Origin of the sequence: Tahibacter aquaticus, assembly GCF_004363655.1 — a bacterium.
GTDB lineage: Bacteria > Pseudomonadota > Gammaproteobacteria > Xanthomonadales > Rhodanobacteraceae > Tahibacter > Tahibacter aquaticus.
In genome coordinates this window covers 537,242-557,988 of record NZ_SNZH01000001.1, presented here as the reverse complement: position 1 = coordinate 557,988, position 20,747 = coordinate 537,242, and the positions used below count along the sequence as shown (strand labels likewise).

Sequence of the window (20,747 nt, the reverse complement as noted above, 5' to 3'; positions counted from 1 at the left end):
TTCACAGCTTCACCCGCTTGAAGACGAATTCCGGCACGTTGCGGATCACCAGCATGATCAGCCACCAGAACCAGGGCAGGTAGACCACGCTGCGGCCCTTGTCGATCGCCTTGACGATGCCTTTTGCCACATCTTCCGGTTTTGCCCAAAGTGCGCCTTTGAGAAAATCTTTGGTCATCGGCGTGTCGACGAAGCCGGGCTTGATCGTGAGCACGTTGACGCCGGATTTCTGCAGGCGCTGGCGCAGGCCGGAAAGAAACGCACTGAGCGCGGCCTTGGCCGAGCCGTAGGCGTAGTTGGACATACGGCCGCGGTCGCCGGCGACCGAGGAAATAACCGCCAGCGTGCCGTGGCCCTGTGCGGCGAAGCGGTTGGCCAGCGGCGTGAGCAGGCTCATGACGCTGAGCGCATTGATGTCGAATTCGCGCCGCAGCGTGTCGACGGAGCGTTCGCATTCGGCTTGGTCCGACAGCGTGCCATGGGCGATCAGCACCGTGTCCAGGCCGCCCAGATCGCGCTCGGCCTGCTCGATCACGCCGGCATGGGCGGCAAAGTCGGTGACGTCGAGCACGGCCGTGGCGGTACGTACGGCGCCGCGGACGGTGAGGTCGGCGGCGATGGTGGCCAGGCGTGCGGCGTCGCGGCCGACCAGGCAAAGGGCGTCGCCGCGCCCCGCGAACTCGCGGGCGGTGGCTTCGGCGATGGCCGAGGCCGCGCCGATGATGAGGATCCTGCGCATGCTTGCTCCGTTACGCGGCGCCGAAAGCGCGCGAAAAACTGGTGTCCATTAGGGGGCCGGGTATTTCCGGTCCAGCGGCCACTGGTGCCGGCCCGGACGCAGCGGCGCTACCCGGTCGCGGCATGCCATTGTGCCAGTTCGACGCGGCTTCGCCGGAAGGGAAGCTGGCGCCCTGACGCCGCCAGCCCCGCTGCGGACTCAGGGCGATTCCAGATCGTCCTTGAAGATCAGCGTGTCGGCGACGTCCAGCCGGGCAGCATCGACGGCGCCCCCTTCGCGGGTAATGACCAGGCCGCGGTAGGTGCGCGTACCGGTCACGGTACCCAGGCTGATCGCCCCCGTCGCCGCCAGCGACCTGCCGACGCCCTCGTTGATCATGTGCTCCAGAAATGTGCCGGATACGGCTGACCAGCTCAAGATGCTGGTTGCGCCGGTTGCGGCATCCGGTGGCGCCAGCGACAGAGCCGTGGCCGGGACGGGTGCGTTGACGACCGGGCTGGTGAAGGTTTCGCCGGCTACGGTCAGCGTGTGAATGCCGGCGCCTGCGGGTGATGCAAATCCCGCAGTGGTGGCTCCGGGGGCGCCGTTGAGTGTGCCGCTTCCTCCGCTGAAGGCGTACGCCAGATTGCTGAACACCGGTGCGGGCGCGTCGCCCGCGGCGCTGGTGGAGAGCACGCCGCGGGGGGCTGTCACCATTCCCGCGACGACCGGTGCGGTGCTCAGACCCTGATTCGCGGCCGGTGCCTTGGAGGCGCCATGCAGCACCAGCCCGTTGAGCTGGGCGGCAGTCTGCACGCCTGGCGCGATCGCGTTGACGAAGAAATTGGCATCGTCGGGAAATACGCGATTGCCGCCGTAGCGTATTCGGTTGAACGGACCGTCCGCTTCGTCGTATTCGAGTAGCGTCGCACCGCCCTGGTTGCCGGTGAATACGCTGTTCTGGACCAGGCCTGTTGCGTCGACAATCGGCAGAGGCGCGCCGAAATCCTGCGGCGAGCTGTAGATGGCGGATCCGCCCCAGGCACCGGCGGTCATCTGGTTGTCGATGAAATTGCTGTTGCTGACGTCCAGATTGGAACCTATCGCCGCGATCGCGCCGCCGTTGAAGCCCGCGACCGAGCGTGCGAACGTCGTCGACTGGATGTTGGCGGTGCTGCTGCTGAAAATGAAAATGCCGCCGCCGCCGCCGGTGTAGTCCGCGCCTCGCCGCGCCTCGTTGAAGAGAAAGATCGAGCGTTCGACGCTCAGGTCGATCAGTTGGCCCATGATCGCGCCGCCAACACCGCCGCCGCCGTTTTCGGTGACCAGGCAGCTGACGAAGGCCGAATCAGCGATGTCGAGGATCGCCCTGTTTTGCGCCGGTGTTCCCACGGGCGGGTTGCCGAACTGTCGAACGGTGTCGCCGACCGCGGCGATGCAGCCACCGTAGCGCGCGTTGGCCTGCGTGCCGCTGCTGCGGCCCTGGAACAGCGAGTTGCGGATGAACAGCATGCCGTTCTGCCGGTTGATGCTGCCGTCGACGGCGGCCTGGTCGTCGGAGACGATGAGGCCTGCTCCGCCATAGCCGTCGCCGCCGGTATTGCCGGTTGCGACATTGTCGCGGAATGTACTGTCGTAAATTTCAATAATGCTGCGATACGTGGCGACGCCGCCGCCCTGTGTGGCCGAATTGCCGCTGAAGCGTGTGTTGTGAAGATAAATTTTCACATCGTCTTCAGCCTGTATGGCGCCACCGGTGGTCGGCGTGGCTGCCGGTGACGTGGGGTCGCGTTGCAGCCGGTTACCCACGAACGTGCTGTTGCTGCCGACGATCGTTGTGTCGAGCATGTTCGCCGGAGTCGTCCAGGAACCGAAACTGTAGATCGCGCCGCCGGAGAAACCTGCCTGGTTGTTCTCGAAGCGCGTATTGGTGAAGCGCAGTTCCGAATCGAGCAGGAAGATCGCGCCGCCCAGCGAGTCGCGAAAGTGGTTGGGCAGATTGACCCGGTTGTTGACGAAGCGCGTGTTGTGGATCGTCGCGCGGCTGCCGCCGGAAATGCCCAGGGCGCCGCCGTAGCGGCGCGCATTGTTGCCGCTGAACACGCTGTCTACGATGAAGACGGACGAGGCCTGCGACAGGATGGCGCCGCCGCCGCCATCGGTCCCCGTGGCCGCGTTGTTCTGGAAGGTGCAGCCGACGAAAGTGGCGTCCGCCGTCACCAGGGTGACCGCGCCGCCGACGCTGCCGAGGTTGGAGTTGCCGCCCGAAAAGGTCAGGCGCTCGAAGGTGACCGGCCGGCCAGTAGTGGTGGATGAGTTGGAAAAATGCAAAATGTTTGAACCGGCCCCGCTGAGCACGACCGTGGCGCCTGCTGCCGCACGGATGGTGAAGCGCTTCTGCGTGCTGAAAATGATGAAGCCACCGGCTGGAGCCGGATAGGTGCCGGCCGCGATCTCGATGACACCGCCGTCGCTGACGTTGCCGATGGCCTGTTGCAGCGTGGCCTGGGACGGCACGCGAATCAGTGCCTGGGCGAATGCGTCGAAAGCCGCTGTCGCCAGCACGATGGCGAAGAACAGTCGAAGGCAAGGTTTCATGGGATACCTCTTGTCGTTGTCGGCACGGCGGTGGCGGTGCACGTAATCTCAGCACTATTTACCGATTGAGGCGACCATAGCCAGGCGCCGGCCCCGGCCCGGGTCAGGGCGTAGTCGCCGCAGGCGCCGGCGCGGGCGGTAGCGCATGGCTGCGAATAGTGCGATGGACGTGGCTGTCCAGCCCCTTCATCACGTCCAGATGCGGCCGCAGATCCGCCGCAATACCGCTGAGCCCGGTACAGATCACCGCCGGGCGGGAGGGGGCATCCATTGCCGCCGCGGCGCAGTAGGCGCCTTCGGTCAGCTGCTCGCGAACGGTCTCGAGTTCGTCGGCGACACGCCAGGACGACAGCGTCTTGGGCAGGATCAGCAGCAGCGCCACCGCGGTCGCAGCGGCCGTGGCGACGAGACGCTGGCCGCGTCTGGTCGATCGCCGGACGAGTTCGACCCAGCCCAGCCACATGAGCGGCAGCAATGCAGCGATGGTGCAGAAATGGAACCGCACCTTGGCGGCGCCGGTAATGCTCGGCTGTGGATAGATCACGTCGTGAAAGCCCGCGCGACCAAAGGCAACGGCGGCGGCATAGGTCAATGCCGCAGCGGCGGCGCAAAGCGGCAGCGCCGTCAGCAGTGGGCGTTCGGCGGACTGGCCCCGGATCAGTCCGAACCACAGCCGTTCGGCGGCGAGCAGCATTGCCGGAAACAGGGCGAGCAGCATCAGCGCGCTGTCGATCACGATATTCGTTCCGGTATAGCCGGCCGCACGGCCGAACAGCGCGGTGACGAAATAGTAAAAGCGCGGATCGTTCGGATAGACCGAACCGACGGCGTGGTTGTGTTTGACCAGAGAACCCTGCTGGGTGGAGACCAGCCAGATCTGCAGCAACAGGAATGCAGCGCCGAGCAAGGTGATCAGCCATGCAGTGCGCACCTGGCTGTCGCGCAGCCGCTGCCAGCGGTCGGCCTGGGCCAGCAGCAGCCCGGCGCCGACGCAGGCGATCATCAGGCCGCCGGAAATGTAGGCCAGACCGGCAGCAGCGCAGAGCGGAACGATGACGAGCAGGGAACCGCCCAGTCCGATCTCGCGATCGCCGCGACCGCCGACGTAGGCCAGCAGCATCGCCGTCACGGTCAAGGGGATGAACTGGTGATAGGCCAGGCTGGTCGCGCCCCAGTAGCCGTTCGTGCCGAGTACGCCGGCGATCAGCGCGATTCCCACGGCAGCGCCCAGCGTGGTGCCGCCCGCGGCCAGCAGCGTGCGGCGCATCGCGACGAGGTAGATCAGCAGAATGCCGATGCCCATCCAGCGCACGCTGAGGAAATTGACGTTCGTCAGCTTCAGCGCGACGAAGTCGAGCAGTTGCCCGGTCAGAAAATACGTGTCGTTGGTGATCAGGGTCATCCAGCCGTATTCATTGCCGACCAGCAGTAGCGGTCCTGGGACGATGTAGCGCCAGTCGTCCAGCAGCGGCAGGTTCGACATGTAGGTGAAGGCCACCAGCACGTAGACACTGGCGACCAGGCCGACGTAGGCCGAGGCGACGGCAGTCGGGCTGATGCTATTGCGCCAGGCCCGCCGCAGCAGGTACAGGAAGACCGCAGCGACCACGCCGATCGGCCACAGCGCGAGCAGGCGCCAGGGTTCGCCCGGCGCCGGCAGGAAGACCTGCGCATCGCTATCGGGCGAGTACAGCTTGACCGCAGCGCCGTCCACCACCAGCTGCTGTACGCCTTCGCGCAGGTTGCCGATCATTTCGGGCTTGAGCTGTCGCGTCATCGTGCCGCGTTGCCAGCGCACGGCGAGGATGCGGTACTCGCCGCCAAAGGTTCCTGGATCGAAGCGGACGCCGGTGCCGACCTGGCCGATGGGTATCTGGAAATCGAGCTCTTCGACCGCAAGCGCGATCTGCTTCTGCTGCGAGTTCTGTTCGTTCCAGTTCCCCGAGGGAGAGCGGAATACCTGCGCCATGTTTCCCGGGGTAGCTGCCAGCTCGATGCTCAGCCGGATCGGATAGAGATTCAGGCAGGCGAACGAAAACGCCATGAAGCCGAGCAGCGACGCCAGAAACAGCAGGCTTGCGCGAGAAGCGGACATGTTTCACTCGATGCGAGTAGGAGAAGGGCGGCCAGGACGGTGGATGGCATCAACTCTGCGGTGGCGCGCCAGCGCGCGGCGCCAGCACGAAGCGGCTCAACGCGAACGTGAACGGCACGGACAGGGCGATGCTGATCAGCGCGGCATATTGCGCCGGTACCGCCAGCCAACGCACGCTGACGTGCAGGACCGCCAGTCCGAACAGGTACTGGGCGAGATATACCAGCGGAAAAGCGGCGGCTCGCCGCGTGCTGGTGCGCACGCGGAAGACGAATCGCGTGTTCAGAAAATACGAGGTCACGATGCCGGTCACGAAGGCTGCGCTGTAGGCCGGCCAATAGCCCAAGCCCGGCAGCAGCGCGAGATAGAGCAGGTAGGTGACGGCGGTATTGACGCCGCCGCTCACCAGGAACCGCATCGCCTCGTGCGAGAGCTGGCGCTTCATCGGTCGGCCGGGGCGCAGGCCAGCGCGAGGAAATCGGCGTAGTCGCGCACGTAGTCATCGGACGCGTAGTAGTGCGAGGCGAACACCAGCAGCACTGCGTCGGGCGAGTATTTGTACTGGATGCCCCAGGTCATCGGCGGCAGATGGATGCCGATGTCGGGTGCGTCGAGCAGAAATTCCTTGCGCTGGTAGCCGTCGTCGGCGACGACGGCGCAGCTGCCGTTGATGCAGATCAGAAACTGGTGGCATTCGCGGTGCGCGTGTTCGCCGCGGGTTTCTGCGCTGGGCACACCGTAGACGAGGAAATAGCGCTTGGCCTCGAACGGGATGTCGCGTTGGAATTCACCGACGCTGAGACTGCCGCGCACGTCCTTGTAGAAGTTCATGCGATGCAGCGTGACCTCGCCGATGCCGGTACGCGTGACACCGGGCTTCTGCGGCGGCGCAATGCCGGTGCTCGAACCCGGCTGCTCGGGGCGGCCGCTGGCATAACCGACGATGCGCGCGGGATTACCGACGACGATGGCGTAGGGCGGCACCGAACGTGTGACCACGGCACCGGCGCCGACCATCGCATGTTGGCCGATGCTGACTCCGGGCAGGATGGTGGCGTTGGCGCCGATCGAAGCCCAGCGGCCTATCGTCGTCTGCGCGAAACTCTCGGGATACTGCTTGCTGCGCGGGAAGCGGTCGTTGGTGAAGGTGGCGTTGGGACCGATGAATACATCGTCCTCGACGCGCAGTCCGTCCCACAGCTGCACCCCGCACTTGATCGTCACGCGGTCGCCGACGACGACGTCGTTCTCGATGAAGACATGGTCGCAGACGTTGCAGTCCTCGCCCAGCCGCGCGCCCTTGAGCACGTGGGCGAAGGCCCAGACGCGGCTGCCGCGGCCGACTTGGCTGCTTTCGCACAGTCCCTGGGGATGCACGTAGATCTCGTCAGGGTTCTGGTCAGACACCGGAAAAATCCTCGTTTTTCATGACGACCGCGAGCGGCCGGTTCTGCGTATTGGCGAAGGCGCGCCAGACGTAGGTCCCGACGATGCCCAGGCCCAGCGCATTGAGACCGCCGAACAGCAGTACGGTGATGATGGTGGCAGCGTAGCCAGGCACGACGGGGCCGGCGACCAGGCGCAGTATCAGTACTGCCAAGCCAAACAGCACGGCGACGCCGAGGCCGAACATGCCCAGCATCAGCAGCAGGCGTATCGGCAGGTCGGAAAACGAGAACACGCTGTCGGTCATGTATTTCAGCTTGCGCCGCAATGTCCATGCGCTTTTGCCGTGCTGGCGCACCCGGCGTTCGTAGCTGACCACGCCGCGACGGAAGCCGAGCCAGAACAGCAAGCCGATCAGCGAGCTGTTGCTCTCGCCGAGGGCGATCAGCTGGTCGCGGAATTCGCGGTTGCAGGCGAACACGTCGACGCCGCCGGGAGGGATGTCGCGGTTGATCAGGCGGCGATAGGCGGACCAGAACAGCTGCGAGGCGATACGCGAAGACCAGGGGTCCTGGCGCGAGTCGCGCGTGCCGACGAGCACGTCGTGCTTGCCTTCTGCCAGCGTGCGGAAGAACTGCCCGACCAGTTCCGGCGGTTCCTGCAGGTCCGCAGCCATCACCGCGAAATAGTCGCCGCGCGCGGCCATGAACCCGGTGCGGATTGCTGCGAACGAGCCGAAATTGCGCGAATGGCAGATCAACTGCGAGGCGAAGCGCGCCTGCGGCAGGCGGCGCCGCAACTCGGTATAGCTGGCGTCGGGACTGCCGTCGACGACGAAGACCACTTCTAGCGGTCGATCCAGTCCGGCCTGCACGCCTTCCAGGGCCTGTACCAGATCGCCGATCGAGCCTTCATTCATGTAGACCGGCACGATCAGCGAGTACATATCAGGCGCTCCACGTCTGCAGCGCCGCGCAGACACGCGCGATGTCCGTGCCGTCCATCTCGGGGAAGCACGGCAGGGTCAGAATTTCGCTGATGGCGCGCACGCTGTTGGGAAGCGAGGCGCTGAGGTCGCGGCGGTCCACTTTTGGCTGCTCGTTGTCGAGTACGGGATAGTGGACCTCGGCCAGGATCCCGGCCGCGAGGAGGTGATCGCGCAGCGCGTCGCGCCGTGTGCTGCGCATGACGTAGAGGTGGGCGACATAGCCTTCGCCGCTCACGTCGGGATGGCGAAGGTCCGGCACGGCAACGGCGGCGTAGGTCGCGGCGATCTCGCGGCGGCGTGCGTTCCAGCTGTCCAGCAGCGGCAACTTCTCGCGCAGGATCGCGGCCTGGAGTTCGTCGAGGCGGCTGTTGCGCGCCGGGCCGTCGATGACGACATATTTCGAGGCCCAGCCGTACTGGCGCAGGCGGCGCAAGCGCGCGGCGACGTCGGCGTCGCGGCAGGTAACCAGGCCGGCGTCGCCGCAGGCACCGAGATTCTTGGTCGGGTAGAAGCTAAAGCTCGCCGCATCACCCCAGGCCCCCGCACGGATGCCGTCTTCAGCAGCACCGTGGGACTGGGCGCAGTCCTCGATGAAGACGATGCCGTGGCGATCTGCCAGTGCGCGGAAGGCTCTGACGTCGGCCAGGCGGCCGTAGAGGTGGGTGGCGATAACGGCGCGGGTACGCGGCGTGATCGCGGCTTCGGTTGCGGCTGGGTCCAGCGTCAGATCCTGCTCGCGCACATCGGCATAGACCGGCGTCGCGCCGACGGCCAGCAGTGCCGTGGTGGAGTACATGCCGGCATTGGCAGCAATGACGACTTCGTCGCCGGCACCGATGCTGAAGGCGCGCAGTGCCAGTTCGATGGCCTCAGTGCCATTGGCGACGCCGACGCCGTGGCCGGCACCGCAAAACGCGGCGAATTCGCGCTCGAAGGCCTCCAGTTCAGGGCCAAGGATGAACCAGCCGCTGTCGATGACGCGGGTGGTTGCGGCGAGGATGCGCTCGCGCAGGGCGGCGGTATGGCGTTTGAGATCGTTGAGCCGCAGGGGAGCTTGCTCGGTGGCGGGCGCAGACATAAAACTCCAGGGGATGGTCGGGGCCGGTCCAGCTGGCCATCAGCCGCTCAGTATAAGCAAAGCCCCGGATCGGCGCGGCCAGTCGCTGGAATCAGCGCCGACACGGTTCCGGCGGAGGTCATGGCCCGGACGCGTCGCTAACGAGCTCGCGACAGCTTGGGCTACTGCAACAAAGGCTCGCGCGCATCGCGCATGTTCAGTGTGATCAGGCCCCGGAAACCGGCCAGATGCCCCGAGATCAGTGCGAGTATGGCGTTTCATTCACGCCGTTACACGACGCCAGAAACCCGAGGAAAATCGGGGGTCCAGATAGGGTTTCAGGGTTTCCCAGGCCGGGTAGTACTGGCGGAAGCGCGCCCCCGCCAGGCGCGCGTCCTTGGCTGCGTAGACAGCGCCGCCAGCGGCTGCAACCACCTCGTCCAGCGCATCCAGCAGCGCGAACGTGGCCGTACCGGTATTGGGAAAGTCCAGCGCCAGGGTGGCGCCAGGACGGGGAAACGACAGGATACCCGCCGACGGGCGCGTGCCGAACATCTTCAGCACAGCCAGGAAGGAGCCGTTGCCGCTGGCACTGATGCGGCCCAGCAGTTCGGTCAGCGCGGCCTCGGCCTGGGCCGTCGGCACTACGCACTGGTATTGCAGGAAGCCGCGGGGACCGTAGATGCGGTTCCAGTCGCCGATGGAATCCAGCGGGTAGAAATACGGTTCGTAGTGGGTCAGCGCATGACTGACCTTGGTCTGCTGGCGGTGGTAGTACAGGGCATTGAAGGCGCGCAGGCTCAGGCCGTTGATCAGCGACAGCGGTGGCGTCAGCGGCACGCCGAGGCGGCGCTTGCCCGGCCGCGGGCCGTCGCCGGCCGGGGCGTGGTTGGCGCGGATGAAATGGCCGCGGCCCAGTGCCTGGCCCTGGGCCGCGCAGTCGATCCAGGCCACGGTGTATTCGTAGCCGGCTTCGGATCCGGCCGACAGGGCGAGGAATTCGGCCAGGCTGTCGAAGCGGTGGGTTTCGCTGTTGAGCCAGGGTCCGCGCACGCGCTGCAGGCGCAGCTGGGTCCAGGTGATCAGGCCGGTCAGGCCAAGGCCGCCTGCTGTCGCGGCGAACCAGTCGGCATTTTCCTCGCGGCTGCACCAGCGCCGGCTGCCGTCGCTGCGCAGCAGCTCGAAACCGTCCACGTGTTCGCTGAAGCAGCCGGCGACATGGTGGTTCTTGCCGTGTACGTCGTTGGCGATAGCGCCGCCGACGGTGACGTATTTGGTGCCGGGCGTCACCGGCAGGAACCAGCCCTGGGAGACGACCAGATCGAGAATATCCGCCAGCAGCACACCGGCTTCGCAGCGCAGTACGCCGTGGGCTGGGTCGAAATCGATGAAGTGGTCCAGCCCGCGCGTACACAGCAGGCTGCCGCCGTCGTTGAGGCAGGAATCGCCGTAGCTGCGGCCGTTGCCGTGCGGCAGCGCGGTCCCGTCGAACGCCGGCAGCGGCGCATGACGGTCATTCAACCGCAGCAGCGTCTGCTTTGCCGGCTGCGGGTAGCGGCCCCAGGAGGTGCCGGCCACTCAGATCGCTCCGGCCACGACGATGGCGCACAGGGCCAGTACCACGCGGCTGACCCGGTCGACCAGCGCGAACACGACCGGATCGTCGTGCATGGTGCCGCGATGGGCGATCAGCCAGACCCGGCTGATCCAGTACAGCAGCAGGGGACACAGCAGCCACAGCACTTCCTGGTGGCGATACAGCGCTTCGCTGGCGGTGCTGTTGATATACAGCGCCAGCACCAGAACGCTCATGTACCCGCTGGAACCGCCGAGGGACTGGATCAGCGCGATATCGTCCACCGCGTAGCCACGGCCGCTGGCCTGGGCCTTGCCGCTGCCCAGCATGGACTGCAGCTCGGTATAGCGCTTGAGCATTGCCAGACTGAGGAACAGGAACATGGAGAAGGCCAGCAGCCAGAACGACAGTCCGCCGCCGACCGCGACCGCGCCGCCGATGATGCGCACGGTGTACAACGCAGCCAATACCACCACGTCGAGCATGACGATGCGCTTGAGGCGCAGCGAGTAGGCCAGGGTCAGCACGTAGTAGCACAGCAGCACGCCGGCAAACGGCAGCGACACAGCCAGCGCCAGGGCCAGCCCGGCCAGCGTCAGCAGCGGCGCCATGACCAGGCCCGCGGCCAGCGGCAAGGTGCCAGCGGCGAAGGGACGCAGGCGCTTGCGCGGATGGCGCCGGTCGGCGTCGAGGTCGAACAGGTCGTTGAGCACGTACACGCCCGAGGCGCACAGGCCGAAGGCGAAGAACGCAACCACGCAGTGGATCAGCGCCGGCACTTCCAGTACGCGATGGGCGGCGAATAGCGGCAGGAATACCAGCAGGTTCTTCAGCCACTGGTGCAGGCGCAGCGCTTGCAGCCATACCTTCAGCCCGCTTTTCGCCGGTTCGAACACGCGCTCGACCTCGCAGTGTTCGCCAGCGGCGCTGGCCAGGCCGTTGTGTCCATTAACCACAATGGCTTTTCGTGCATGTTTCCAGATGTGCAGATCGCGCTGCTCGTTTCCGGCGTAGTCGAAGCCCTTGTCGCCGTAGCGCTGGCGCAGGCTTTCGGCCTTGTTGCGGCCGGCCAGGTTGCGCTCGCCGTCGCTGGCCATGACTTCGTCGAACAGGCCCAGGTGGTCGGCGATGCCCTGGGCCAGACCTGCGTCCGAGGCGGTGCACAGCACGCGCCGTCGCTGGCCCGCTTCGCCGCGCAGCCAGGCCACGACGCGTTCGTCATAGGGCAGGGTGACCGGATCGACCTCGGCGCGCCGGGCGATTTCGCGCTTGAGGTGGGCGCGGCCGCGCAGTAGCCAGGCGAGAAAGAAAAAAAGATAGAACGGATTGCGCCGCAGCAGGCTCAAGGCCGACTCGAACAGCATGTCCGAACGGATCAGCGTACCGTCGAGATCGACACAGAGGGGTATGGCTTGGTTGGACATCCACGAGACTCTGGGCAGACGGCGCTCTCGCCGAGGGCTTGGCCAGCCCGCGGCGCCGGGGGCAAAGCGGGCTAGCTTACACTGAGGTGCCGCACCTGGCAGTCGTTGGGGGAAAGTGCCGGTTGCCGCGTCTGCCAGCGGCCCGCGTTGCGGACGACCCGGCAGGGAAGGGATGCGGCAATCGCCGCGGATTGCATACGGCCACGTTTGCCGATTTTGCCGATCGTCGGCGAAAAAACTACCCAGCGCGGCGAAATGCCAACGGGTGGACAGATTGCCGGCGGCTTCGCCCTTAGCCTCTGCGCCGCCCGCTAGGGCGCCTGGGTGCAGCAAAAAGCATGGCCCTGGCGTGCCGGCGTCGGCTTTCAGGGAGTAGGCGGAGGGGCAGGGTGCTCTGGTCCAGGATGACCGCGCGAGCCCGATGCGTCCCCCCTGTCGCATCGGGCTCGGTCTTGCCCGGGTAGGGATTTTTCGCCTCGCCCCGCCTGCCTTCTTGCATTGCCGCGTCCAGGGTTTCTCCGGTAGGGTCGGCGTTCTTCGTCTTCCGATCCTGCGAGCCCTCATGAGCCACGCCTCCCTGACCGCCGCCGCGCCCACGACCGGTCTGGCCTTGCATTGGCGCGTACTGATCGGTTTTGCGATCGGCATCATCGGCGGCGTACTGGCCTATTGGCTGGCGCCGGGCAATCCCATCGTGGCCGGCGTGATCGACTACATCGCCGCGCCGGCCGGGCAATTGTTCCTGCGCCTGCTGTTCATGCTGGTGCTGCCGCTGATGTTCACCGCGCTGATTCTCGGCGTGGCCGAGATCGGCGATATTGCCTCGCTGGGCCGCATCGGCTGGCGCACCCTGATCTATACCGCCGTGGTGACCAGCATTGCGATCCTGATCGGCCTGATCGTGGTGAACCTGTTACAGCCCGGGCTGGGCTTCGACCCGGCGCTGCGCGACAGCTTCCTCGCCACCAGCGGCAGCCAGGCCCACCAGATTGCCGAGTCGAAGCCTACGCTGTCGGTGATCGAGATGATCCTCGGCGTGGTGCCCAAGAACGTGGTCAAGGCCGCTGGCGAAGGCGAACTGCTGGCGGTGATGTTCTTCGCCATCATGCTGGGCATTGCCCTGGTGCTGACGCCGACGCCGGCGACCGAGCGCTTCAAGGAAGCGGTGCAAGGTCTGAACGAGCTGGTGATGAAGCTGATCGGCATGGTGGTCAAGCTGACCCCGTATGCCGTCGCCTGCCTGATGTTCGCGCTGACTGCGCGCTTCGGCTGGGATGTGCTGGCCAAGCTGGGCCAGTACGTGATTGCGGTGATGCTCGCCATCGGCATCCATATGTTCGTGGTACTGCCGCTGTGGGTGCGCTTCATGGGCGGCATGAGCCCGCTGCGTTTCTTCCGCGACTCGCAGGAAGCCATCCTCACCGCGTTTTCCACCGCCTCGTCCACCGGCACCTTGCCGACCACGCTCAAATGCGCCGAACAGAACCTGCGCCTGCCGACCAAGGTCGCGCGCTTCGTGCTGACGGTCGGTGCCAGCGCCAACCATCACGGCACCGCCCTATTCGAAGGCCTGACCACCCTGTTCCTGGCACAGTGCTTCGGCGTGGAGCTGGGCCTGGGCCAGCAGGTCATGGTGCTGGGTCTGTGTATCCTCGGCTCCATCGGTACCGCCGGCGTGCCGGCGGGCTCGCTGCCGGTGATCGCGATGATCCTGGTTTATCTGAAGGTGCCGCCGGAAGGCATCGCCATCATCCTGGGCGTGGATCGCTTCCTCGACATGTGCCGCACCGCGCTGAACGTGACCGGCGACCTGGCCACGGCCGTTGTCGTGGCCAAGGGCGAGGAGCGTTCCGACACGGCAGAGGCGATGGCGGCGGCTTCTTCTTCGCCCAAGGTTTGAACTGAAGTTCGTTGCCGCGTCTGTTGTCTGCCGCGGTTGTCTGCCGCGCCGGTAGTGCCCTGGCTGGGGCGAGCCCGCTGAAGGGTTCGACATGGCCCTGGCAAATCGCCGGCACGTTGCCGGCATTGAAGGGTTGCCGATAGCACACCGGAGTTCGTTGTGTGCCGAGTCTGCGGGCCCGCAAGCCGCTGCGGGCTGCTGTCGCGTACGACGGTAGCCGGGTTTCGACGCCGCGCCGGTGCCGCCGATGCGGGCTGGTTTTTCGCCGCGTCCTGCGAGGCCGGCGAGCAGTACCCCAGCGACAGCGACCCCGGCCTTGCGGCACAATCCATACGATTCCGCTTTCCGGCCCACCCATGTCAGACGTCGGCGATGTAACCGAGATGCTGCAAGCCTGGCGCGGCGGCGACCGCCGCGCGCTGGAGCGGCTGATGCCACGCCTGTACGACACCCTGCGCGAAATGGCCTCGGTGCGCCTGCGCCGTGAAGGCACGCAGCAGACGCTGGAGCCGACCGCCCTGGTACACGAGGCGTTGGTGCGCCTGCTCGGTGCCGATACCGACTGGCAGAACCGTGCCCATTTCCTCGCCCTGGCCGCGATGCATATGCGCTCGGTGCTGGTGGACCAGGCACGGGCACGCCTGTCGGCCAAGCGCGGCGGTGATGTGGTGCTGGTCACCCTGAGTCACGCCGAGTCGGCCGAAGGCCAGCGCATCGAGCTGGATCTGCTGGCACTGGACCAGGCCCTGTCCCAGCTGCACAACGAGGACGAGCGCATCGCCCGCGTGGTGGAGATGAGTTATTTCGCCGGCATGGAGCGCGAAGAGATCGCCGCCGTCGTCGGCATATCCGTACCGACCGTCGACCGTGACCTGCGCTTCGCGCGCGCCTGGCTCAACCGCGTCTTGAGCTGATCCAGCGCCGCCATTTCGGCCGTGGCGACGGCGCGGCCGGCTCGGCGTCGCCGGGCAGATTGCTCTGGCGGCTGTGAAGTCCGGACAGCGCGAAAAACACCAGCAGGTCAGCGCTTGCATCGATCCACGAGCCTTCCGCATCGAGGATCCTTGTCGCAACAGCGAGCATCTCCAGGCCTTCGGGCCTGCTGCCGTGGAATTCCGGGGCCAGCAGTAGCTGGCGGCGGGGAAGGTGGCTTTGTTGCTGCGGCTGCCGCTGCTGCCGCGGGACACGGCCAGGCAATACTCTGTCGTATAGTTCCGCCTCCCTTTCTCCGGCGGCCGCCGGGATTTTCGTCATGGCCAACAGTTCGCGCTTTGCGCTGCTGCGACAGTTGTTCGAGGAGGTCTGCGACCTCGATTCCGAGCGGCGCAGCGAGCACCTGCAGGCCAGTGGCGCCAGTACCGACCTGATCGCCGAGGTCGAGGCACTGCTGACGGCGGAGACGCGTGGATTCGGCAGCCGCGGCGGTGTGCCGGTAGCGGCGCTGCTGTCGCGCATTCCCGAAACCGAGCTGGATGTCGGCGACCGCGTCGGTGCCTGGCGCCTGGCGGAGAAGCTGGCCAGCGGCGGCATGGGCACCGTCTACCGGGCCGAGCGCGCCGACGGTCATTTCCAGCAGCAGGCCGCGATCAAGCTGCTGCGCGGCATTCCCACCGTCGATGCACTGGATCTGCTGGCACAGGAACGGCAGATCCTGGCCGGCCTGCAGCACCCGCATATCGCCCGCCTGCTCGATGGAGGCGCCACGCCGGGCGGCCAGCCTTATCTGGTCATGGAATACGTCGAAGGCGTGGCCATCGACCAGTGGTGCGAACAGCGCGCGCTGGATCTGAAGGCGCGACTGCGCCTGTTCCGCAATGTCTGCCGCGCAGTGGCGTTCGCGCACCAGCGCCTGATCGTACATTGCGACCTGAAGCCGTCGAACGTGCTGGTGCGCGCCGACGGTGCGCCGGTGCTGCTGGATTTCGGCATCGCCCGTGCCGTGGACCGCGCCCGCGAACAGGCCGGGGCGGCGTACTACACGCCGGGCTATGCCAGCCCCGAGCAGATGGAGGGCAAGCCGGTCAGCGTGGCCAGCGACGTCTATTCGCTGGGCCTGATCCTGTTCGAGCTGGTGAGTGGGCGCAAAGCGCGCCTGCACGCGCTGGACCACACGGTCACCGACCTGACCCGCGCCGTGCGCAAGCCCAGCGAACTGGCGGGCAGCCAGTGCAGATGGCCGCGCCAGCTGCGCGGCGACCTCGATGCCATCATCCTGCGCGCCACCGCGCAACGTGCCGGCCTGCGTTATGCCTCGGCCGATGCGCTGGCCGAAGACATAGAGCGCCATCTGGATCTGAAACCCGTTGCCGCGCGCACGCCGACCCTGACTTACGCCGCCGGCCGCCTGCTGCGCCGGCGCTGGCCGTGGTTCATCGCCGCTGCCGGCTTCGTGCTGATGGCAGTGGGCTTCAGCTGGCGTCTGGTGAACGAGCGCGACCGCGCGCTGGCGGCGGAAGTCGAGTCGCGCGGCCAGCGCGACCGCGCGCTGGCGGCCGAGCGCCAGGCGCTGAGCCAGGCGGACACGGCACGGCAGATCAGTGATTTTCTTATTTCCATATTTGAATTTGCAAATCCTGAGAAAAATATAAAAAATAGAGAAATCAGCGCACGCGACATGCTGGAGGAAAGCACGCGCCGGCTTGGCGACAGCCTGGCCGAGAAGCCCGCCGTGAAGGCGCGTCTGCTCGCCGTGCTGGCGCGGGCCTGGGACCGGCTCGGCCTGCCGCAGCGCTCGATCGACCTGTACCGCGCCAGCGTGGCCCAGTGGCAGCAGGCCGGCGCGGGCTACGAGCGCGACCTGGCCCGTACCCTGAGCGACCTGGGCGTGATGCAGGTGAACAACGGCATGCGTGCCGAGGCGGAAAAGACAGTGCGCCATTCCCTCGTCCTGCGCGAAGCCTTGCAGCCGCGCAACGAGACCGAGCTGGCCGATTCCTGGAATGCGCTGGGCCTGGTGCTGCGCGAGATCGGCGGACGCGACGCGGAAGCCGAGGAGTTCCTCAAGCGCGCGCTGGCCGTGCGCCAGCGCGACAAATCCGACGGCGTCATGGCGGTGATGCACAACTTGGCTGGCCTGTATGCCAACCAGGGCCGGCTGGACGAATCCCTGGTCCTGCACGAGCAGACCCTGGCCGCCAAGCGCCAGCGCTACGGCACCGACGTGCACCCATCGGTCATCTACACCCTGACCAGTTATGCCGGCACGCTGGCCGGGCTCAAGCGCTACGACGAGGCAGTCGCCCGCCTGCGCGAGACGATAGGGCTGGAACAGCAGCTGGCTGGCGCGCAAAGCGACCTGACCGCTTCCAGCTACAACGAACTGGGTTCGGTGCTGCAGGATGCCGGCCGCTATGGCGAAGCGATGCAGGCCTACCGCGAGTCGATACGCCAGCGCCGCGCACTGCCGCATACCGTGCCGGCGGTGCTGGTGCAGCCGATCAACAATCTTGGCGTGGCGCTGGAGGAAATCGGCGACAACGCCGCAGCCGAGCCGCTGATGCGCGAATCGCTGGCACTGCGGCGCAGCAGCCTGGGCGCGGACGATCCGTCGGTGCTGCGGGCCGAGCACAATCTGGCGCGCCTGCTGCTGCGTTCCGGCCGGCTGGACGAAGCGCAGCCGCTGCTGCTGCATTGCCTGGCCGGCCGCCGCGCCCAGCTCAGTGCGACTCACTCCGACCTGGGCCGCACGCTGCTGTTGCAGGTGGAATGGCTGCGCCGTGCCGGACGCCGGGCCGAGGCCGAGGCTGCGCTGCAGCAGCTGGACGCGTCGGCGGTACAGGCTTCCGCTTCGCTGCGCGGCCAGCGCGAGGCCGAACGCGGCCGCCTGGCCCTGGCGGCCGGACGCCAGGCCGATGGCGTCGCCGCGTTGCGCAACGCGGCCGAGCTGCTGGCGCAGGCGCATGGGCAGACCCATCCGCTGGCCGCGGCACAGGCGCTGGAGCTGGCGCAGGCCTTGAATGCGCAGGGACAGACCGGCGAAGCGAAGGCGCTGCTGGCCGCCAATGCGGCTGCGGTGGAGCAGAACTTCGTGGCGACCGCGCCCGTGCGCAAAGGACTGTTGCGGCTGCGCAGCCAGCTGCGCTAGACGGCCCTGCGCCATTCGCCGGACGGCGGACTTGCCGCAGCGGGTATACAAATGCCGCCGCGGCGCGGCCGCGGCGATTGCCCTGTCGTATAGTGCCGGCCTCATTGTTGGCGGCCTCGCGCCGAGATCCACGCCATGGCCAGCGGTTCGCGTTTCGCGTTGTTGCGGCAACTGTTCGACCAGGTCTGCGACCTGGACGTGGAGCAGCGCCGCATCCACCTGCGCAGCAGCGGCGCCGATACGGCGCTGGCGGCGGAAGTGGAAGCGCTGGTCGCTGCGGAAACCCAAGGCTTGCGACGAGCTTCGGCGCCGGTCGCGGCGCTGCTGGCGCAGCTGCCTGAGACCGAACTGGATGTCGGTGATCGCGTCGGTGCCTGGCGCCTGGTGGAAAAGCTGGCCAGTGGCGGCATGGGCGCGGTGTATCGCGCCGAGCGTGCGGACGGCCATTTCGAGCAGCAGGCGGCCATCAAGCTGCTGCGTGGCATTCCGACCGACGATGCCCTGCACCTGCTCGCCGCCGAGCGGCAGATCCTGGCCGGCCTGCAGCATCCGCATATCGCACGGCTGATCGACGGCGGCGCCACGCCGGGCGGCCAGCCTTACCTGGTGCTGGAGTTCGTCGAAGGCATTGCCGTCGACCGCTGGTGTCTGCAGCAGCAGCTGGACCTGCGTGCGCGGCTGCGTCTGTTTCGCAATATCTGCCGCGCCGTGGCGTTCGCCCACCAGCGCCTGATCGTGCACTGCGACCTGAAGCCGTCGAACGTGCTGGTGCGCGCCGACGGTGCGCCGGTACTGCTGGATTTCGGCATCGCCCGTGCGCTGGACCGGTCGCGCGAACGTGCCGGCACCTCGTATTACACGCCCGGCTATGCCAGTCCGGAGCAGATCGCCGGCGCACCGGTCAGCGTGGCCAGCGACGTCTATTCGCTGGGCCTGATCCTGTTCGAGCTGGTCAGCGGGCGCAAGGCGCGGCTGGAGGCGGACGAGCGCACCCTGACCCAATTGACCCGCGGCCTGCAGCGTCCCAGCGACCTGAGCGACGAGCAGTGCCGCTGGCGCCATCGCCTGCGCGGCGACATCGACGCCATCATCCTGCGCGCGACCGCGACCAACCCGGGCCTGCGCTATGCCTCGGCCGATGCCCTGGCCGAAGACATCGAACGCCATCTGGACGTGCTGCCGGTGCATGCGCGTGCGCCGAGCTGGCGCTATCGCCTGGGCCGGCTGCTGCAGCGGCGCTGGCCCATGGTCGCCGCCGGCGTGCTGGTGCTGGCGATGGCGCTGGGTTTCAGCTGGCGCCTGGTCAACGAACGCGACCGCGCCCTGGCGGCCGAACGCCAGGCGCGGGTGCAGGCGGAAACGGCCGGCCAGGTCAGCGAGTTCCTTATTTCCATTTTTGAATTTGCCAATCCAGAGAAAAATCCCTCGCGCAGCGAGGTCAGCGCGCGCGACATGCTCGACGAAAGCACGCGCCGCCTGGAGACCGGCCTGGCCGATCGGCCGGAAGTGAAAGCGCGCCTGCTCGACGTGCTGGCGCGGGCGTGGAACATGCTGGGCCAGCCGCAGCGATCGCTCGATCTGTACCGTGCCAGCGAACAGGCCTGGCAGCGCGCCGGTGCCGGCCACGTGCGCGAACGCTACGAAAGCCTGAGCCGGCTGGCGGTACTGCAATCGAGCAAGGGGCTGGTCAAGGAAGCCGAAGCCAGCGCTCTGGAGTCGCTGCACTTGCGCGAGGCCGATGCGCAGCACAGCGATGAAGACCTGGCCGAGGCCTGGAATACGCTGGGCGTGGTCTATACCGATCTGTGGGACGACGCCCAGGCCGAGGCCTACCTGCTGCGCGCGCTGCAGATCCGCCGGGCCAGCGGCCATGTCCACGGCCAGGCCACCCTGCACAACCTGGCGCGGCTGTATACGCGCCAGGGCAAGTTCGACCAGGCCATCGCCCTGTTCGAAGAAACGCTCGCTGCCAAGCGCCTGCAGTTCGGCAGCGACGAACACCCGGCAATGATCGGCACCTTGCGCGCCTATGCGCGGGCACTCAGCGGCAAGCGCCGCTATGACGAGGCGATGGCGATCTATCGCCGCCTGATCGAGCTGCACGGCCGCTTCGAAGGCGAGAACAGCGACAACATCGCCGACGTCTACAACGAAATGGGTTCCGACCTGCAGGACGCCGGCCGCTACCAGGAGGCGATTGCGAGCTATCGCGAGTCGCTGCGCCGGCGCCGCGAATCCGGCCTGGCGGTGACCTCCAGCCTGGTGCTGCCGATCAACAATCTGGCCGTGGCGCTGGAGGAAACCGGTGACTTCGCCGCGGCCGAGCCCCTGTCGCGCGAATCGCTGCAGCTGCGCCGCGACAGCCGGCCCGCCGACGATCCGGCGGTGCTGCGCGCCGAACACAATCTGGCCCGGCTGCTGCTGCGCACGAACCGGCTGGACGAGGCGCGGCCGCTGCTGGCGCATGCCCTGGCCGAACGCGTGCGCCAGCTCGATGCGGGCAACCTGGATCTTGGCCGCAGCCGTCTGCTGCAGGTGGAACTGCTGCGCCGCGCCGGCCGCCTGGACGATGCCGCCGCTGGCCTGGCCGAACTGGATGCCAGCACGCTGCGCGATACCGCGCTGGGACGTTCCCAGCGCGAACGCGAGCGCGCCCGCCTGGCCCAGGCGCGGCAGCAGCCGGAGCTGGTACTGCCGGCACTGCGCCAGGCCTATGCCCTGCTGGCGGATGCGCTAGGCAAGGAGCACCCGCTGACCGCTTCGGCCGCGCTGGAACTGGCGCTGGCCTTGCGTGCCGACGGCCAGGCCGGGGAAGCAAACAGCCTGCTGCTGCAGAGCCGCCCCGTCGTGCTGAAGAACTTCGCCGCGACGGCGCCGGAACAGCTGCTGCTGAGCCAGCTGGATGCACCGTTGCCGTAGTC

At 67.1% G+C, this 20,747-nt stretch carries 14 protein-coding genes; 4 read left to right on the top strand and 10 right to left on the bottom strand.

The features are described 5' to 3' along the window. Position 1: 1 nt before the first annotated feature. From DFR29_RS02255 to DFR29_RS02215, 9 genes are all read right to left on the bottom strand, one after another. Complete coding sequence (locus tag DFR29_RS02255) at positions 2-739, bottom strand: SDR family oxidoreductase (protein ID WP_133816919.1); 738 nt, start codon at positions 737-739, stop codon at positions 2-4. A 198-nt stretch (positions 740-937) separates the two neighbouring features. After that, positions 938-3,316: a right-handed parallel beta-helix repeat-containing protein gene (locus DFR29_RS02250; RefSeq protein ID WP_133816918.1), complete on the bottom strand. Its 2,379-nt coding sequence runs from the start codon at positions 3,314-3,316 to the stop codon at positions 938-940. Between the two features lie 103 nt (positions 3,317-3,419). Continuing rightward, positions 3,420-5,411 (bottom strand): hypothetical protein, encoded by a 1,992-nt coding sequence (locus DFR29_RS02245; RefSeq protein ID WP_133816917.1) that lies wholly within the window; start codon positions 5,409-5,411, stop codon positions 3,420-3,422. Positions 5,412-5,460: 49 nt separating this feature from the next. Beyond that, on the bottom strand, positions 5,461-5,856 hold the full coding sequence (locus tag DFR29_RS02240) for a GtrA family protein (protein ID WP_133816916.1): 396 nt from the start codon (positions 5,854-5,856) through the stop codon (positions 5,461-5,463). Then, the gene (locus tag DFR29_RS02235) at positions 5,853-6,818 is read right to left on the bottom strand and encodes a WxcM-like domain-containing protein (protein ID WP_166653817.1); all 966 of its coding nucleotides are present in this window, start codon (positions 6,816-6,818) and stop codon (positions 5,853-5,855) included. Before DFR29_RS02235 ends, DFR29_RS02240 begins: the two co-directional genes overlap by 4 nt. After that, positions 6,811-7,743 carry a glycosyltransferase family 2 protein gene (locus tag DFR29_RS02230; protein WP_133816915.1) on the bottom strand — a complete coding sequence of 311 codons (933 nt, stop codon included), beginning with the start codon at positions 7,741-7,743 and terminating at the stop codon, positions 6,811-6,813. Before DFR29_RS02230 ends, DFR29_RS02235 begins: the two co-directional genes overlap by 8 nt. Before the next feature lies 1 nt (position 7,744). Further along, a complete protein-coding gene (locus tag DFR29_RS02225; protein ID WP_133816914.1) occupies positions 7,745-8,863 on the bottom strand; it encodes a DegT/DnrJ/EryC1/StrS family aminotransferase in 1,119 nt (372 codons plus the stop codon). A gap of 261 nt (positions 8,864-9,124) precedes the next feature. Then, positions 9,125-10,420, bottom strand: coding sequence for an FAD-binding oxidoreductase (locus DFR29_RS02220; RefSeq protein ID WP_243745931.1), 1,296 nt, complete (start codon positions 10,418-10,420; stop codon positions 9,125-9,127). Further along, complete coding sequence (locus tag DFR29_RS02215; RefSeq protein ID WP_133816913.1) at positions 10,421-11,842, bottom strand: UbiA family prenyltransferase; 1,422 nt, start codon at positions 11,840-11,842, stop codon at positions 10,421-10,423. It abuts the gene before it with no gap. A 562-nt stretch (positions 11,843-12,404) separates the two neighbouring features. Here DFR29_RS02215 and DFR29_RS02210 point away from each other — a divergent pair. Beyond that, positions 12,405-13,742 carry a dicarboxylate/amino acid:cation symporter gene (locus tag DFR29_RS02210; protein WP_133816912.1) on the top strand — a complete coding sequence of 446 codons (1,338 nt, stop codon included), beginning with the start codon at positions 12,405-12,407 and terminating at the stop codon, positions 13,740-13,742. A gap of 356 nt (positions 13,743-14,098) precedes the next feature. After that, positions 14,099-14,656, top strand: coding sequence for an ECF-type sigma factor (locus tag DFR29_RS02205; protein ID WP_133816911.1), 558 nt, complete (start codon positions 14,099-14,101; stop codon positions 14,654-14,656). Here the strand turns inward: DFR29_RS02205 and DFR29_RS02200 are convergent. Then, positions 14,637-14,996, bottom strand: coding sequence for a hypothetical protein (locus tag DFR29_RS02200; RefSeq protein WP_133816910.1), 360 nt, complete (start codon positions 14,994-14,996; stop codon positions 14,637-14,639). The genes DFR29_RS02205 and DFR29_RS02200 overlap by 20 nt on opposite strands. On the opposite strand from DFR29_RS02200, the gene DFR29_RS02195 reads away from it, so the two are divergent. Together DFR29_RS02195 and DFR29_RS02190 are read left to right on the top strand one after the other, a co-directional pair. Then, entirely contained in the window at positions 14,995-17,826 is a 2,832-nt protein-coding gene (locus DFR29_RS02195; protein WP_133816909.1) for a serine/threonine-protein kinase, read from the top strand. The two genes, DFR29_RS02200 and DFR29_RS02195, sit on opposite strands and share 2 nt — an antisense overlap. A gap of 135 nt (positions 17,827-17,961) precedes the next feature. After that, complete coding sequence (locus tag DFR29_RS02190) at positions 17,962-20,745, top strand: serine/threonine-protein kinase (RefSeq protein WP_133816908.1); 2,784 nt, start codon at positions 17,962-17,964, stop codon at positions 20,743-20,745. Positions 20,746-20,747 lie beyond the last annotated feature (2 nt).

Excerpts from the sequence above, each read along its gene's own strand:
- DFR29_RS02190 (WP_133816908.1), top strand. The coding sequence starts at position 17,962 with ATGGCCAGCGGTTCGCGTTTCGCGTTGTTGCGGCAACTGTTCGACCAG.
- DFR29_RS02225 (WP_133816914.1), bottom strand. The coding sequence starts at position 8,863 with ATGTCTGCGCCCGCCACCGAGCAAGCTCCCCTGCGGCTCAACGATCTC.
- DFR29_RS02255 (WP_133816919.1), bottom strand. The coding sequence starts at position 739 with ATGCGCAGGATCCTCATCATCGGCGCGGCCTCGGCCATCGCCGAAGCC.
- DFR29_RS02215 (WP_133816913.1), bottom strand. The coding sequence starts at position 11,842 with ATGTCCAACCAAGCCATACCCCTCTGTGTCGATCTCGACGGTACGCTG.
- DFR29_RS02205 (WP_133816911.1), top strand. The coding sequence starts at position 14,099 with ATGTCAGACGTCGGCGATGTAACCGAGATGCTGCAAGCCTGGCGCGGC.
- DFR29_RS02245 (WP_133816917.1), bottom strand. The coding sequence starts at position 5,411 with ATGTCCGCTTCTCGCGCAAGCCTGCTGTTTCTGGCGTCGCTGCTCGGC.
- DFR29_RS02250 (WP_133816918.1), bottom strand. The coding sequence starts at position 3,316 with ATGAAACCTTGCCTTCGACTGTTCTTCGCCATCGTGCTGGCGACAGCG.
- DFR29_RS02210 (WP_133816912.1), top strand. The coding sequence starts at position 12,405 with ATGAGCCACGCCTCCCTGACCGCCGCCGCGCCCACGACCGGTCTGGCC.
- DFR29_RS02230 (WP_133816915.1), bottom strand. The coding sequence starts at position 7,743 with ATGTACTCGCTGATCGTGCCGGTCTACATGAATGAAGGCTCGATCGGC.
- DFR29_RS02200 (WP_133816910.1), bottom strand. The coding sequence starts at position 14,996 with ATGACGAAAATCCCGGCGGCCGCCGGAGAAAGGGAGGCGGAACTATAC.
- DFR29_RS02195 (WP_133816909.1), top strand. The coding sequence starts at position 14,995 with ATGGCCAACAGTTCGCGCTTTGCGCTGCTGCGACAGTTGTTCGAGGAG.
- DFR29_RS02240 (WP_133816916.1), bottom strand. The coding sequence starts at position 5,856 with ATGAAGCGCCAGCTCTCGCACGAGGCGATGCGGTTCCTGGTGAGCGGC.